The organism is Micromonospora sp. WMMD1155 (assembly GCF_029581275.1).
GTDB lineage: Bacteria > Actinomycetota > Actinomycetes > Mycobacteriales > Micromonosporaceae > Micromonospora.
In genome coordinates this window covers 548,999-564,642 of sequence record NZ_CP120742.1, presented here as the reverse complement: position 1 = coordinate 564,642, position 15,644 = coordinate 548,999, and the positions used below count along the sequence as shown (strand labels likewise).

The 15,644-nt window shown below is 70.8% G+C and carries 10 protein-coding genes and 2 pseudogenes; 8 read left to right on the top strand and 4 right to left on the bottom strand.

Translation table 11 applies throughout. The features are described from left to right. Positions 1–193 precede the first annotated feature (193 nt). The 3 genes and pseudogenes from O7617_RS02305 to O7617_RS02295 form a co-directional block, all read left to right on the top strand. Entirely contained in the window at positions 194–412 is a 219-nt protein-coding gene (locus O7617_RS02305; RefSeq protein WP_282261164.1) for an AbrB/MazE/SpoVT family DNA-binding domain-containing protein, read from the top strand. Positions 413–851: 439 nt separating this feature from the next. Beyond that, positions 852–1,049, top strand: coding sequence for a hypothetical protein (locus tag O7617_RS02300; RefSeq protein ID WP_282261163.1), 198 nt, complete (start codon positions 852–854; stop codon positions 1,047–1,049). Between the two features lie 70 nt (positions 1,050–1,119). Beyond that, positions 1,120–1,197, top strand: a pseudogene (locus O7617_RS02295) (helix-turn-helix transcriptional regulator); the annotation flags it as partial. A gap of 1,033 nt (positions 1,198–2,230) precedes the next feature. Here O7617_RS02295 and glgA read toward each other — a convergent pair. Beyond that, positions 2,231–3,436, bottom strand: coding sequence for a glycogen synthase (gene glgA, locus O7617_RS02290; RefSeq protein ID WP_282261162.1), 1,206 nt, complete (start codon positions 3,434–3,436; stop codon positions 2,231–2,233). Between the two features lie 72 nt (positions 3,437–3,508). On the opposite strand from glgA, the gene glgC reads away from it, so the two are divergent. Next, positions 3,509–4,741, top strand: coding sequence for a glucose-1-phosphate adenylyltransferase (gene glgC, locus O7617_RS02285; protein WP_282261160.1), 1,233 nt, complete (start codon positions 3,509–3,511; stop codon positions 4,739–4,741). Positions 4,742–4,772: 31 nt separating this feature from the next. Beyond that, positions 4,773–6,416, top strand: a complete 1,644-nt coding sequence (pgm, locus tag O7617_RS02280) for a phosphoglucomutase (alpha-D-glucose-1,6-bisphosphate-dependent) (protein WP_282261159.1) — start codon at positions 4,773–4,775, stop codon at positions 6,414–6,416. A 296-nt stretch (positions 6,417–6,712) separates the two neighbouring features. Here the strand turns inward: pgm and O7617_RS02275 are convergent, their stop codons facing one another. Both O7617_RS02275 and O7617_RS02270 read right to left on the bottom strand, forming a co-directional pair. Then, positions 6,713–7,645 carry an NAD(+)/NADH kinase gene (locus tag O7617_RS02275; protein ID WP_282261158.1) on the bottom strand — a complete coding sequence of 311 codons (933 nt, stop codon included), beginning with the start codon at positions 7,643–7,645 and terminating at the stop codon, positions 6,713–6,715. Positions 7,646–7,769: 124 nt separating this feature from the next. Continuing rightward, positions 7,770–10,874 (bottom strand): M14 family metallopeptidase, encoded by a 3,105-nt coding sequence (locus tag O7617_RS02270; RefSeq protein ID WP_282261157.1) that lies wholly within the window; start codon positions 10,872–10,874, stop codon positions 7,770–7,772. Positions 10,875–11,207: 333 nt separating this feature from the next. On the opposite strand from O7617_RS02270, the gene O7617_RS02265 reads away from it, so the two are divergent. Continuing rightward, complete coding sequence (locus tag O7617_RS02265; protein ID WP_282261156.1) at positions 11,208–11,918, top strand: acyltransferase; 711 nt, start codon at positions 11,208–11,210, stop codon at positions 11,916–11,918. Positions 11,919–11,938: 20 nt separating this feature from the next. Here the strand turns inward: O7617_RS02265 and O7617_RS02260 are convergent. Then, positions 11,939–12,583, bottom strand: a pseudogene (locus O7617_RS02260) (glycosyltransferase); the annotation flags it as partial. 622 nt (positions 12,584–13,205) lie between these two features. Between O7617_RS02260 and O7617_RS02255 the strand changes: the two are divergent. Beyond that, positions 13,206–14,348, top strand: a complete 1,143-nt coding sequence (locus O7617_RS02255) for a glycosyltransferase (RefSeq protein WP_282261155.1) — start codon at positions 13,206–13,208, stop codon at positions 14,346–14,348. Positions 14,349–14,350: 2 nt separating this feature from the next. Beyond that, a complete protein-coding gene (locus tag O7617_RS02250; RefSeq protein WP_282261154.1) occupies positions 14,351–15,634 on the top strand; it encodes a glycosyltransferase in 1,284 nt (427 codons plus the stop codon). Positions 15,635–15,644 lie beyond the last annotated feature (10 nt).

Genomic DNA, 15,644 nt, shown 5'->3' with positions numbered 1-15,644 from the left:
CCACGATCCGCGCACTTTCGGTGAAACTGCTGCCTCAGCGAGCTTTGAGGCAGCAGTTTCGGTGACGTTGTGCGGATCTTCACGGGGAACGGGCGGATCACGGCCGCGTTCGCGGATGGTGGCGGGCCGGCACGGAGGTCCCGCACCGAAACATGTCACGTATCGCTGGTATTACGTGACGGAGGTCCAGAGCATGCGATTGAACAGCAAGGGCCAGGTGACCATCCCGGCAGCTCTTCGGGCGCGATACAACCTGCACGAGGGCGACGAGGTCGATGTGGTCGAGGACGGTGGGGCCCTCCGCATCGTGCGCGTGCACGGTGCCGACACCCGTGGGGAGCGGCTCGTCCGACACATGCGCGGTCGGGTTAGTGGCATCTGGCCGCCCCCTGACCGGCCGCTCTCGCCTTGATCCACTCGCGTTACAGGAAACCGCGGCATCACTGCGCGTTCGATGCCGCGGTTTCCTCTAAGTCGAGTGGATCAAGCCGTCGGGCATCACGCGGACGGGCCAGGTGGGCAGTTCCCGGAGCACGGCCCTGTGGTGGCATTCGGGCGGCCGATGATCGTTGGCGCCTCAGCAGCACCGCGCCCGGCGTGTCGCACTGCTCAGCCGCCAACGATCAAGACAGCGAAGTTGTGCTCGGGCTCAGGCGGGCGGGTTCGGCGCCACGAACGACCCCTTGCCCTGCCGGGTGACGATCCAGCCCCGCTCCTCCAGAATCCGCAAGTGCGACAGGGATCCTCTTCGTCAGCAGCGGAGCGTCCCGAGCGGCCGGGCGGAGGAAACGCAACGGCTCCCCGCCCGACCTGCATCTCCCACCACTTCGTCGCGCCGCGAGGAGGCACAGTTGGACGAGCGTCTGCCGGATGGGCCGCTGCCGCCCGTGTACCCGATTGTGGGGGCGCGGCCTCCGCAACCGGACGGGGATCGGGTGCTCGGTCCGGCTCGGCCGACGCGGGCGCCGCTCACCCGGCACCAGTACGCCTACGGCATCGTGATCGCTGTGGTCGTACTCCTGCTGGTTGTGGTGGGGGTCGCGCGGTGAGCGCGACGGGCCGGCGGTGAACGAGCTGCCGGTCGGTCGCCGGGTCGCGCAGTGGCGGGTCCGGCGGAACATGACGCAGCAGCAGTTCGCCGACCGGCTCGGCAAGTCGAAGAGTTGGGTGGACAAGGTCGAGCGTGGGGTACGCCGTCTGGAGCGGGTGTCCAACCTTCGGGAGATCGCCGAGACCCTCCGCATCGACGTGGAGGTCCTGCTGGCCACGCGGCCCGTGCGGCCGACTCCGGCGGTCGCCGGGGTGGAGGGGGTCCGCGCGGTGCTGGCCCGCTACCACCCGCCGGACGCGACCCGAGCGCCGACGGCCGAGGATCTGCGAGGCCGGTTGGCGCACGCCGAGCAACGCTATCGGCATGCCCGGTACCCGGCCTTGCTGGCTCTGCTGCCCGACCTGCACGACGCCGTCCGCGAAGCGCACGCCGCTCGCCCCGGCGGGACGGGTGCGCTGCTGGTGTCGGTGTATTCGCTCATCGCCCCGGTGCTGGTGAAGGTCGACCAGGGGGAGTTGGCCTGGCTGGCCGCCGACCGGGGGATGTCCGTCGCTGAAGGCGATCCCCGGCTGGCCGCCGTTGCCACCGTGGCGCTGTGTCAGGCGCTGCGCTCCCGCGGTCGACGGCGGTCGGCTCTGGATGCCGCGCTCGTCGCCGCTGACCGCTTCGGCGCGCCCGGTGGCACGTCGGCCGGCTCGTCGCTGCGCGGAACGCTGCTCCTCCAGGCCGCCCTCGCGGCGGCCGGCCTGGGAGACGAACGGGTCGCCCGTCAGTCCCTCGACCGCGCCGCTGACATCGCCCGGGAGGTCGTGCCGGAGAGGGGCCGCGAACTCGGCGTCGCGGCGGTTGACGCGGCCCGGGTGGTCGCCGAGGCGGCGCTGGGCGACGTCACCACGGCGACCGCCCGGCACGAGCGGCTGGTAGCCGGCGACGGGTGGCGGTTGCTGCCGCCCGAGCACCGGGCCGCGTACCTCCTCGACGTGGCCCGCGCCCACGCCCGGGCTGGTGACCTTCCCCGGGCGGGACGGACGCTGCTCGCCGCAGAACGCGCCGCCCCGAGTGAGGTGCGCCACCGACCGGCGGTACGGAACCTGGTCGCCGTCGTGTCGCGGAATGCGACGCGCCGGCTGAACTGGCCCAGCTCGCCGCTGCCCTGCACGTCGCCTGACGCTGTCTCCCTCAGCCCGCGCCGACTGCCCGGTACACCTCCAGGGTCTGCCGCGCGATGCTGTCCCAGGAGAAGTGCTCGACCGCGCGCCGGCGACCGGCCAGGCCGAACCGTTCGGTACGCGCCGGGTCGGCGAGCAGCGTGTTGATCGCCGCCGCCAGGTCGGCCACGAACCTCTCCGGGGCCAGGGGGGTGCCGGACCCGTCGGTGGCCTGCTCGATGGGCACCAGCAGGCCCGTCTCGTCGCCGGCCACGACCTCCGGGATGCCGCCGGTGGCGGTGGCCACCACCGCCGTCTCGCAGGCCATCGCCTCCAGGTTGACGATGCCCATCGGCTCGTACACTGACGGGCAGACGAAGACCGTCGCGTGGGTGAGCACCTGGATCACCTCGGGCTTGGGCAGCATCTCGGCCACCCAGACCACACCGGAACGGTTGGCCCGCAACTCCGCGACCAGATCCTCCACCTCGGCGGCGATCTCCGCCGTGTCCGGCGCCCCGGCGAGCAGCACGAGCTGCGTGTCCGCCGGCAACTCCCGGGCGGCCCGCAGCAGGTACGGCAGCCCCTTCTGTCGGGTGATCCTTCCCACATAGACCACGCTGGGACGGGACGGGTCGATGCCGAGTCGGTCGAGCACGTCGGTGTCGTGGTCCGGGGCGTACTGCACGGTGTCGATGCCGTTGTAGACCACCCGGACCCTCGACGGATCGATCTGCGGGTAGGCCGTCAGCACGTCGGTCCGCATCCCCTTGCTCACGGCGATCACCGCGTCGGCGGCCTCCATCGCGGTCCGCTCGATCCAGGACGAGAGTGCGTACCCGCCACCGAGCTGCTCGGCCTTCCACGGCCGCAGCGGCTCCAGGCTGTGCGCGGTCACCACGTGCGGCACCCCGTGCAGCAGTTTCGCGGTGTGTCCGGCCAGGTTCGCGTACCAGGTGTGGCTGTGCACCACGTCGGTGCCCGCCGTTCCGGCGGCCATCTCCAGGTCGACGCCCATCGTCCGCAGCGCGGCGTTCGCGCCGGTCAGGCCGGGCGGTTCGGGGTACGCGGTGACGCCCGGCTCGGTGCGCGGTCGGCCGAAGCAGTGCACCCGGACGTCGGTGCGGCGGCGCAACTCCCGGGCCAGGTACTCGACGTGCACGCCCGCCCCGCCGTAGACCTCCGGCGGGTACTCGCGGGTGAGCAGATCGACGCGCAGCGGGGTGGGTTCCGTCATGACCCCGCACCCTAGTGCAGAAGACTCCCCGTACGAGTGGTGAAGTGCGACGCGGGTGGATAGCGTCGGGGCATGGCTGCCAAGGTGCTCGCGATCGTCCTGGCGGGTGGGGAGGGCAAGCGCCTGATGCCACTCACCACGGACCGGGCCAAGCCGGCCGTCCCGTTCGGCGGGATGTACCGCATGGTCGACTTCGTCCTCTCCAACCTGGCCAACGCCGGCTATCTCAAGATCGTCGTGTTGACCCAGTACAAGTCCCACTCCCTCGACCGGCACATCACCAAGACCTGGCGGATGTCCACGCTGCTCGGCAACTACGTGACCCCGGTGCCCGCGCAGCAGCGTCGCGGCCCGTGGTGGTTCGCCGGCTCGGCCGACGCCATCTACCAGAGCTTCAACCTCATCAACGACGAGCAGCCCGACTACGTGATCGTCTTCGGCGCCGACCACATCTACCGGATGGACCCCCGGCAGATGGTGGAGGACCACATCGCCTCCGGCGCCGCGGTGACCGTCGCCGGCATCCGCCAGCCGCTGTCGATGGCCGACCAGTTCGGCGTCATCGAGGTCGGCGAGGACGGCAAGCGCATCCGGGCGTTCCGCGAGAAGCCGACCGACGCGGTCGGTCTGCCCGACGCGCCGGACGAGATCTACGCCTCGATGGGCAACTACGTCTTCACCACCCGCGCCCTCTGCGAGGCGGTCGAGCGCGACGCGGAGGACAAGACCAGCAAGCACGACATGGGCGGCAGCATCATCCCGATGCTCGTCGAGCGGGGTGAGGCGAACGTCTACGACTTCCGCGACAACGAGGTGCCGGGCAGCACCGACCGGGATCGCGGCTACTGGCGCGACGTGGGGACGCTCGACTCGTTCTACGACGCGCACATGGATCTGATCAACGTGCACCCGGTCTTCAACATGTACAACTTCGACTGGCCGATCTACACCGAGCAGCCGCCGTGGCCGCCGGCGAAGTTCGTCCACCAGTGGGGTGAGCGGGTCGGCCGCGCGGTCGGCTCGATGGTCTCCCCGGGCGTGGTCATCTCCGGTTCGCTGGTGGAGAACTCGATCGTGTCGCCGAAGGTGCGGGTGCACTCCTGGGCGCACGTCGAGGGCTCGGTGCTGATGGAGGGTGTGGAGATCGGCCGGCACGCGGTGGTCCGGCGGGCCATCCTGGACAAGAACGTGTTCGTCCCGGAGGGCGTCGAGATCGGCGTCGACCTGGAGAAGGACCGGCAGCGCTACACCGTCTCCGACAACGGCATCGTGGTGATCGGCAAGGGCCAGAAGGTCGAGCCGTGACCGGCCCGTACTTCCCGAGGAGGATCCCGCAGTGACCCACCCCCGTGCCGGCCGGCCCGCCGAGCCCGCCGACCTGGTCGACGTGCCGCGCCTGGTCACCGCCTACTACGCCGAACACCCGGATCCCTCGGACCCGGCGCAGCAGGTCTCCTTCGGCACCTCCGGCCACCGCGGCTCCAGCCTGCGCAACGCGTTCAACTCCGACCACATCCTGGCGGTCACCCAGGCGCTCTGCGACTACCGGCGGGAGCAGGGCCTCGACGGCCCGCTGTTCCTCGCCCGCGACACCCACGCGCTCTCCGCCCCGGCCGCCGTGGACGCGCTGGAGGTGCTCGCCGCCAACGGGGTCACCGTGTTGGTGGACAGCCGCGACGGCTACACCCCGACGCCGGCGCTGTCGCACGCGATCCTCACCCACAACCGGGGGCGGACCAGCGGGCTCGCCGACGGCATCGTGATCACCCCGTCGCACAACCCGCCAGACGACGGCGGCTTCAAGTACAACCCCACCAACGGCGGGCCGGCCGACACCGACGTGACCCGGTGGATCCAGGACCGCGCCAACGCGATCCTGGCCGCCGGGCTCAAGGAGGTCCGCCGGATCACCTACGCGCGGGCTCGGGCCGCCGACACCACCGGGGAGTACGACTTCCTCGCCCACTACGTCGACGACCTGCCCGCGGCGATCGACATCGACGCGATCCGCGACGCCGGGGTGCGGATCGGAGCGGACCCGCTCGGTGGGGCGAGCGTGGCGTACTGGGGCGAGATCGCCGAGCGGCACCGACTCGACCTGACCGTGGTCAACCCGACGGTCGACCCGACCTGGCGGTTCATGACCCTGGACGGCGACGGCAAGATCCGGATGGACTGCTCCTCGCCGAACGCCATGGCGTCGCTGATCGCCGCCCGTGCGGATTACCAGATCTCCACCGGCAACGACGCGGACGCCGACCGGCACGGCATCGTCACCCCGGACGCCGGCCTGATGAACCCCAACCACTTCCTGGCGGTGGCGATCGGTCACCTGTTCCGTACCCGTACCGAATGGGGTCCGGCCGCCGCCGTGGGCAAGACGCTGGTCTCCTCGTCGATGATCGACCGGGTCGCCGCGGACCTGGGCCGACCGCTGCTGGAGGTGCCGGTCGGCTTCAAGTGGTTCGTGCCCGGCCTGCTCGACGGGGCGGTCGGCTTCGGCGGTGAGGAGAGCGCCGGGGCGTCGTTCCTGCGCCGCGACGGCTCCACCTGGACCACCGACAAGGACGGCATCCTGCTCTGCCTGCTCGCCTCGGAGATCCTGGCCACCACCGGGCGCAGCCCGAGCGAACACTGGGCGGAGCTGGCCGAGCGCTTCGGCGCCCCCGCGTACGCCCGGATCGACGCCCCGGCCAGCCGAGAGCAGAAGGCGGTGCTCGGCAAGCTCTCCCCGGAGCAGGTGACCGCCACCGAGCTGGCCGGTGAGCCGATCACCGCGACGCTGACGACGGCACCCGGCAACGGCGCGCCCATCGGCGGGCTGAAGGTCAGCACCGAGTCCGGCTGGTTCGCCGCGAGGCCCTCCGGCACGGAGGACGTCTACAAGATCTACGCCGAGTCCTTCCAGGGCCCCGACCACCTGAAGAAGATCCAGGAAGAGGCCAAGAACCTGGTAGACCAGGCCCTGACCCAGGCCTGACCCCCTGCGTCCGGCGGTGCCCACGCCCGGGTGTGCCCGGCCATCCCGCGGCGCCCAAGATCCGCGCAACTTCCCCGATCCTGCTGCCTCCCGGCTGTCGCAGGCAGCAGGATCCCCGATGTTGCGCGGATCTCGGTGACGAGCGCCCGGCGCCGTCGCCTCCGCGCCTCCCGCGCCTCCGCGCCTCGGTGATCAAGAGGTTTGCGTCATGCCCACCGGCGTGTCGTGACGCAAACCTCTTGATCAACCGCAGTGGCGCGGCGAAGCGGGGCCGGGCAGCGCAGGGGTGGGGTGGGTCAGCAGGGTGGGGGGTCGGCGGGTGGGGGGAGTTCCTGGCTGCGTCGGCGTAGCTCTTCGGGGAGCAGTTCGCGGAGCTGCTCGGGCAGGAACGGCAGGTCGAGCAGCGTCATCTTCAACTGGTTGCGCTCCTGGTAGCGCAACGGGTCGAAGCGGACCACCAGACCGGCGTCGCGGCGGTACGAGATGTCCACCGCCCCCTCCGTCGCCGCGTCGCGGAACACCAACCCGTCCATCTCCACGACGACCGGCGACGAGTTGGGCTGTAGCTCCAACCGGATCTTCTCGTCCGGTGAGAGCACGACCGCCCGGGAGATGCCGGCCATCGGCGCCGCCGGCGTGATCACGACCGAGTCCGCCGCCGGGGAGATCAGTGGACCACCGGCCGCGTAGCTGTACGCCGTCGAACCGATCGGGGTGCTGACCACCACGGCGTCGCTGCGGTAGTAGCCGTACTGCTGGCCGTCGATGGCGAGCGTGACGCTGACGAAGCCGGCGCCCGGCTGGCGGACCAGGGCGATGTCGTTGAACGCCACGACGTCGTCACCGCACACGTCGCAGGCGAGGCAGGCGTGCGATTCGACGGTGAAGTCCTTCGACAGCAGTCGGCTCAGCGCGTCGGGCAACTCCGGCGGCTCGACCTCGACAAGGAAACCCAGCCGACCCAGGTGTACGCCGAGCACCGGCTTCGGGTCGCGGACGGCGGAGCGCAGCGCGCCCAGCATGGTGCCGTCGCCGCCGATGCTGATCAACGCGTCGGCGCGGCTGGCGACCTCGCCGTCCGGCACCGGTTCGACGCTGGACGGGACGCGGTGCTGGTCCTCCTCGCGCACGAACAGCGTCTTGTGGTGGCGGGTGGCCCACCGTTCGATGATTTCGACCACCTCGGTGACATCCCGGGTGGGGTGCAGCACAAGTCCCAGCCCCGACACCCGTACAGCTCATCACATCGGTGGCCGGCGCACCCGCCGTACGCCGAAGGTGCGCCGGCGGCCCATGCGGCGTACGCCCGAGGTGCGCCGACGGCCCACGGACCGCCGGCGCACCTCCCCGCCGTCAGGGGCGGGGTTGACCGGTGAGGTGGGTCAACGACCGGGCGACCAGGTCATCGCGGGCCGCCGGAGGGAGACCCTCCAACCCGAAGCCCAGGTACACGGTGTCCCCGGTGACCACCACCGAGCCCTCCTCGAACGCCTGCTGGCTGCGTGACCAGTCGTTGGCGTTGCCACCGGAGCCGTCCGGAGGCCCGGCCACCGTCCAACCGCCCAGGTCGGCGGACTCGAACGAGGTCTCCGCCACGGTCGACCCGTCGACCACCACCCGGGTGTCGTCCAGGAAGACGCCGAGGCCCTGGGAGCCCCAGTCCGAGGCGTACGTGATCGACACCTCGACCTGCTTGCCGGCGTACGGGGTCAGGTCGACGACGAACTCCTTCCAGCCGCTCGACGTCCCGGTCGCCGCGTTCCAGCTTCCGGTGCTTCCGGTGGGGGAGCACCCGGGCCCTTGGTAGTGGGCGATGAACGGGTGCAGCTCGTCCCAACCCGAGGCGCAGCTCTCCCCGGTGACCGAGCTGGTCTTGCCGTTGACGTCCGGCAGGGTGGTCCAGTCGTCGCTGCCGACCTCGTGCGCCTCGACGAAGAGGAAGTCCCAGTTCTGCTCGATCTCATAGGAGGTGAAGAAGCGCAACTCTCCGCTGGTCGCCCCGCTGAGGTCCACAGTGCGGGTGAGCCGCTTGTACGACTCGTCGGCCTGCCCGCTGTGCAGATACCACTCACCCGTACGCGGGTCGAACGGCGCGCCACCCGGTCGGGTCCAGCCCACCGGCGCGGAGCTGGCGAACTGCGGGAACTCGTCCGGCGGCAGGAAACTCGACGTGGTCAGGAACGACGCGGTGTGCCCCTGATTCTGCGCCGAGCCGTCCGCGTTGAGCTGCCCCGCGAAACCGGTGAACGCGTCGTCGCGGCCGGCGACCGGGAACGGCTCTCCCTCCGGCGAGGTGCCGCCGTCACTGACGTAGGTGTGCGCCCCCAACCAGTACTGCTGGAAGTCGTTCAGCAGCGGCAGGCAGGTGGGGTCGTCGGCGTCGGTGCACTCCGGCGGCGCGTCCGGGTGGTAGACGTACGAGCCGTTGGCGCCCTGGGCGAACAACGCGTACTGGCCGCTGACCAGGAGCTTGCCACCCTCGTTGAGGTAGTCCCGGACGGCCAGCTCGGTCTCCAGCGCGGCCTTGGCCGCGGTGCCGGCGACCTGGCCGGGGGAGCGCATGATGATGTCGTCGCCGGTCTCCCACACCACGGCCGTGTAGTGCGACAGCACCCCGAGCGGGTGCGGCGCCGTGCGGCCCATCGCGTCGAAGTCGTACACGTCGCTGCTGCGCCCGGCGGCGCTCAGCGACGCCGCGACCTCGTCGGCGTACTTCGCGGTGGTGCCGGTCTGCGCCGGGCTGAGGCCGGTGACGTCCTCCGCGGCGAGGATCAGCACGTCTCCGCCGACGTCGGTGTGCACCCGGTAGGTGAAGTGGTCGCTGGCGACCACCCCGGTCCGGGGTTTGTTGCCGGTGAACCAGACCTCCACCCGGTCGCCCGGTTTCGTGCCGCCGACCGTGCCACGCAACTCCGCGTAGTAGTCGTCGTGTGTGCCGCCGTACCGCTCGCCGCCGCGCCACTCGCGGACCGCGACGGTCTTCGGTCGCCCGCCGTTGACCGTGTAGTGCATCTTCACGTTCTTCAGCGCCCGCCTGGTGATCGCGGCGACCTGCTGGGTGCGCCCGTACGACGTGTCGAAGGAGTCCACCACGAAGTCCGGGGTGCTCCGTCCGACCACCGAGACGGGCTCGTCCGGGTCCGCCGCCGACTTGGCCACGGCCAGCGCGAACGGCAGATTCTTGTTCACCTCGCCGGCGATCAACGTCTCGTCGTCGGGGAAGATGAAGCCGCTGACGCAGTCCTCCGGGCGCCACTCGTCGTCCGGGTCGACCGCCGAGGCGGCCTCACAGGTGGACATCTCCGGGGTGAAGCCCAGCGTGCCGTACCGGACGGTGGCGTGGCTGTCGGTGTCACCGTTGGTGGTGTACAGCTCGGCGGAGATGTCCGGGTCGTAACCGGGCACCGCCGGGTGCGCGTCGTCCCCGGCCATCGCCTTGTAGATCTCGTCATCCGGGGTGGGAGTGCTGACCTGCCAGCCGAGGCCGTAGAGCAGCAGCTCGGCCGCCGAGTGGTAGTTGACGAAGAACTCGAACCCGACCCGCTTGAACAGCTGGTCCAGGGCCTTGGTCTCCGGCTCCGAGTTGGGGCCCGGGCCCCGGTAGGTCTCGCTGTTCGTCTCCGGTGACGAGCCCTCGTTGTCGTACCCCCACTTGTAGCTGAAGTTGCGGTTGAGGTCCACGCCGTCGCCGGAGGTGATCTGTCCGTCGCCGTTGTTGTCCCGCAGGTTCTTGCGCCACAGCCGGTTGCCGGGGGTGAAGGTGAAGTCGTAACCGTCCGGGTTGGCCACCGGCAGGAACCACAGCTCGGTCGTGTCCAGGAGTTTCGTGATCTCCTGGTCGGTGCCGTAGCTGTCCAGGACGTGGTGCATCAACCGGCGGGTCATCTCCGGTGTGATCCACTCGCGGGCGTGCTGCGCGCCGGCGTAGAGCACGGCGGGCCGCTTCCCGTCGGCGACGGTCCGCGCGTTCTTCGTGACCTTCACGGCGACGATCGGCTGACCCTGCTGGGTGCGGCCGATCGTCTCCACCTTGGTCAGCTTGGGATAGCGGGCCGCCGTGGCGTTCAGTTCGTCGCGCAGACCGCCCGGCTCCCCGTAGGGCCGGAACGCCGTCCAGCCCGCCGCCGCCTGCTCCCGCAGCGCCTGCGACGCGTCCTTGCCGCGCACCTTCTTCACCGACAACGGGACGCCCTGGTCGGTCAGCCGCTTCGCCTGCCGGCGGCTGAGCACCGTCTCGACTGTCGTCTTGCCGGACGAGTCCGTCTTCGCGTCGTGGCCGAGGTCGACCCCCGCCGCGCGCAGCTGGTCCCGCTGTTTCGCGTCGACCGTTCCGACGTAGACCTCCAGGCCGTCGCGGGCGCCCGGTTCGGACGGTGGCTTCGCGCTCGCCGGCGGGGTCAACGCCAGTGCGCCGAGCAGGGTGACCACGCTGGCGATCGCCAGTCGTCTCGGTCTCATCGCGCCTCCTTGGGTGAAGGACCTGTAGGCGCGAGCCTTCTGGTGGAGGGTGATCGCTGTCAATCGGTCGATGGGCGAGAGGTTGCTGACCGTGTCGACGCAACGCCCTCGCGTGATGGCCGGGTGGCGTTGAGCGGGGTGCTGTGTCCTGTCCGGCGCCTGGCGATATCGCGCAGCGCAATTGGGCATTTCGGCCTTGAAGCGGCAATTCGCACGTACGCTCGCTCATGTCCGCAGCGGTGGTGACGAAGGTTGATGGGGAGAGTTGTCGATGCGTCGGATCTTCGGTCTGGCTCAGCGGTGCACGGTCGGCGCGGGGTGGTGTGACGCCTGATGCGGGTCTCGTCGCGCGGCCCGGGGCGCGTGATCGTGCGGATCGCCCGCCTGCTGAATCTGGTCTGGGTCAACGGCACGCGGGCTGGCAGAGCCGTCCGGGGTGTGGCGAGCGTCGGCCGCTTCGCCGCCCACGGGGACAACTTCACCTTTGACCCGGACGGCGTCTACACCTACGAGACGATCGAGGTCGGCCGCAACGTCGATCTCGGCTACCGTCCGGTTCTCATGGCGGCTCGATCCCGGATCAAGCTCGGTGACAACGTCATGTTCGGACCCGAGGTGACCATCCGGGGTGGCAACCACCGGATCGACCGCGTCGGCGTGCCGATGATCGCCGTCGAGAAGTGTCCTACCGACGGGGCCCTCGATCGGGGGGTGACGATTGGCGACGACGTGTGGGTGGGCACCCGTGCCGTCATCCTGCACGGGGTGACGATCGGTCGGGGCGCGGTGATCGGGGCGGGCGCCGTGGTGACCCGTCCGGTACCGCCCTACGCGGTGGCCGCCGGCAACCCGGCCCGAGTGATCCGGTTGCGCTGGCCGGTGGAGACGATCGTCTCGCACGAACAGCAGCTCTACCCGCCGGAACGCCGACTGACCGCCGACGAGTTGGCGGAGCTCGCTGCGCTCTCCATGCCGGAGCCGCGCGCCGCGGCGTCGCCACCGCCGATGACGAAGGCACTTACGACCGGGGTCCACACCCGATAGTCGAAGTCGTCGGCCCGCTCGCGGGCGCAGTGGCTCATCCGTCGCCACCCCTCGTCATCCATCGTGAGCGCCCGCAGCAGGGCCGTCCGGACATCCTCAGGGGTCGGACAGGGGAGCACCAACCCCTCTCGGCCGTCGGTGACGTAGCGCGCGAGGTCGGAGGTGTGGTTCAGCAGCACGGGACACCCGGCGGCCAGACTCTCCGGCACTTTGGAGGGGAAGCCCGCCCGGGAGTAGCCGACGTCGGGCCGGACCAGGATCGAGAAGTGTGCGCGCCGCAGCTCGGCGAGGACCTGCTCGCGCGGCACCCGGCCCAGGAAGGTCACCTGTTCGTCAAGACCGTCCAGGCTGGAGCTGTCCAGATCGGAGCTGCTAATGGCCTGGTCGCGGGTCATGCCGGCAATGGTCAACCGCACCCGGCTCCGCGGCGCCTCGGGTAGCCGGCGGATCCCCTCCGCCACCACGGAGAGCAGGTCCTTCGCGCTGGCGGTGCCGGCATAGAGCAGGCGGACGCCGTCGTCGAGCGAGGGCGGCGCGGGTGGTTCGTACGCGGCGCGGTCGACCTGGGGTGGGACCAGCAGGGTCGGCCGACGGTAGGCGAAATCGTGGTGCAGCGCGCTGGAGATGGCGATGATCCGGTCGGCCAGCCGGAGCGCGAGGAACATGCCCCACCGGTGGCGAATGAAATAGGGGGTGAGTCGTCCTCGGCCAAACTGCTGGGGGTCGTGCCGCTCCACTATGTCGACCGTCACCGGGCGGCGTACCGCGAGTCGGAGCACGGCCCAGGTGGTGAGGTTCCACAGCCCGAGCGGCAGGCAGATCGCGCTCAGCTGACGCCGGTCGATGCCAGCCCGACGTAGCGCCGCGAGCACCCGCAGCGGCCGCCACTGCCGGTGCCACCAGCGGGCCAGCTTGCCCATTCGCGCGCCGGCCAGGGTCAAGACCTGCACCTCGGCCGGCAGCGCCAGCTGGGTCGGCGGCCGGGTCCCGTCGGCGGGCCAATCGTTGACCACGATGACGCTGCCGCCCGGTGGGGTCGCCGAGCGGACCAGGTGCAGCAGCCGGTTGGACATCGCGTCGCCGTGCGGAAACCGGTAAGCCGCGAGGGCGAGAAGGCGCGGGGCATCAGGACCGACCGGTGCGGGTCGACTCCCACCCGCCGATGGCTGGGGCATAGTCCACCTCGTCCGAGTGAATTACGGCTTTCATTGACAATTGCCCGGCTAGTCTAGGTCACCGATGCCCACCCGCCGGCATCTGTGCCGCCCGCGTCGAAGTGGAGTTTTCGTGGAGCAGAACCTCGCCGTTGTCGGCTATCAAGACCCGCCGCCTCGTGTACGGACCCGGCCTGTCGTCGTCCAACATTCGGCGGGGCGCCCCGGGGCCAACGGTCCGCTGACCGTTCTCGAACGGGTCCTCGCCTCCCGGCTCGCCAACGAGTACGACTTCGTGCGGATGCACCAGGACCGAGGTAACGGTGCGATCGACAGGTCACTGCTTCGCGGCTGGGTGTCCCTGCTCCGCCGGATCCGGCCGGACCTGGTCCACGTACGCGGCCTGCAGAACGAGGGCTTCCTCGGAGTGCTCGCTGCCCGGCTGGCCGGCTGTCCACGAATCTTGGTCACGGTCCACGGCACTGTCCGCGACCTGCATCGCGGTGGTCGATCACTGCGCCGTCGCCTGCTCGTGCACGGCGCCGAGCCGATGACGCTGCGGGCTGCCACCCACGTGGCGACGGTCTGCGAGTACGCGGCCGGACGGGACTTCCTGACGGGCTGCCGCGACCGGTTCGTGGGGGTCATCCCAAATGGAGTGCTGGTGCCGGAGCACCCCGGGCCGCGTGAACAGGTCCGGGCGGCTCTCGACCTGCAGGCCGATGACGTCGTGATGATCACGGTAGGCAGGATGACCTGGGAGAAGGGATACGGCGTGCTCGCCGACGCGCTCCGCCGGCTGCCCGTCGGCGGTGGCCGCCACGTGCTGCTGGTGGTGGGCGACGGGCCGGATGCTCCGGCGATCGCGACGGCGTTGCATGCCGCTGCCGACGCCGCCAGCCCGGGCTCGCTCGACGTGCGGCTGCTCGGTGCCCGGGCCGACGTCCCGGAGTTGCTCGCCGCCGCCGACCTGTTCGTCTTCCCAACGCTGCACGAGAACCTCTCGAACGCGTTGCTGGAGGCGATGGCCCAGCGGCTACCCGTGGTGGCGAGCGCGGTTGGCGGGAACGTGGAGGTTCTCCGCGACGGCGCCGGCCTGCTCGTACCTGCCGCTGACCCGGGGGCGCTCGCCGCCGCGATCGCACCCCTGTTGAACAGCTCGACCACTCGCGCCGACCTCGCCGACCGGGCGTACCGCCGGGTTCGCGACCGGTACAGCCTCGACGCCATGCTCGACCGCCTGGACGCGGTCTACCGTCAGATCCTGGCGGCGTAGCAGTGAGCTCCGCCGACGATCTCGAAGTCGCCCTGCTCGGCTTCACCGTGCCGGACAGCATCCTCGCCGACGCGATGGCGCGGGACCGCGCCCACGCCACGCAGACGCACGCTTTCGCCTGGGGGCTGGTCGCCGCAGCGCGGGCGGCCGACTGCCGTGTGCGGCTATTCTCCGCCGTGCCGGTCTCCAGCTGGCCAGGCAACGATCGCCTGTTGTTCCGCGGCGGAGGCTTCCACCAGGACGGAGTGGACGGCCAACTGCTGGGCTTCGTCAACCTGCTCGGCCTGAAGCATGTGACCCGCTTCGTCAGCGCCCGCTGTCGGCTGGCTCGTAACCTTCGGACCGGCGATGTACTGCTGGTGCATGGCGTGCACACGCCGTTTCTGTGGGCCGCCGTGACGCTGTCCCGGCGTCGCGGGGTGCTGGTGGTGCCGGTGCTCACCGACCCGCCCGGTCTCGCCCTGCCGACCGACGGTCGGCTGGTGCGGTTGCTGCGCCGGCTCGATGTCGCCCTGGTCCGGGCCGCGCTACGCCGGTGTGCCGGAGTCATCGCGTTGACCCGGCCGCTGGCCGACGACTTCGCGCCCGGGCGACCCCACCTGGTCATGGAGGGGATCTTCCATCCGCCAGCCACAGCGTCCGCTCAGGATGCGCCCACCCCCGGGACTCGCGAGGTGGTGTATGCCGGCGGCCTCACCCGCGCGTACGGGGTGGACCGACTGGTCGAGGCGTTCCGCGGGCTCCCCGACCCGAATCTGCGGCTGGTGCTCTTCGGCCGGGGGGAGCTGACCCGGTGGTTGCGGGAGCAGGCTGCCGACGATTCAAGGATCGCCCCACCGGAGCTGCTCGACCGTGCGGTGCTCGCGGGGCGCCTGGCGCGGGCCGCCGTGCTGATCAACCCCCGCCCCGTCGAGGAGGAATTCGTCCGCTACTCCTTCCCGTCCAAGACAATCGAGTACCTGTCGGCTGGCCCGCCCGTGGTCAGTACACGGCTACCGGGCATTCCCGCCGACTACCTACCGCACCTCGAGATCGCCACCCCGGACACGGTGGTCGGGCTCCGGGCCGCCCTCGCCCGCGCGTTGGCGCTGCCGCCGGAGGAGGTATCGCGGCGCGGCGTGGCGGCGCGGGAGTTCGTCCACCGGACCCGAGGGCCGGTGGCCCAGGGGCGGCGGATGCGCGACTTCCTCGTGTCGTTGACCGGACGCGGCTGCGGTCCTGTCGTGGGGCAGCGCGGCGGAACCCCGACTACCGCTGACCGACCATCGACCGTCCCGCTACCGTGACCGATGGTGT

Excerpts from the sequence above, each read along its gene's own strand:
- O7617_RS02305 (WP_282261164.1), top strand. The coding sequence starts at position 194 with ATGCGATTGAACAGCAAGGGCCAGGTGACCATCCCGGCAGCTCTTCGG.
- glgA (WP_282261162.1), bottom strand. The coding sequence starts at position 3,436 with ATGACGGAACCCACCCCGCTGCGCGTCGATCTGCTCACCCGCGAGTAC.
- glgC (WP_282261160.1), top strand. The coding sequence starts at position 3,509 with ATGGCTGCCAAGGTGCTCGCGATCGTCCTGGCGGGTGGGGAGGGCAAG.
- O7617_RS02270 (WP_282261157.1), bottom strand. The coding sequence starts at position 10,874 with ATGAGACCGAGACGACTGGCGATCGCCAGCGTGGTCACCCTGCTCGGC.
- O7617_RS02265 (WP_282261156.1), top strand. The coding sequence starts at position 11,208 with ATGCGGGTCTCGTCGCGCGGCCCGGGGCGCGTGATCGTGCGGATCGCC.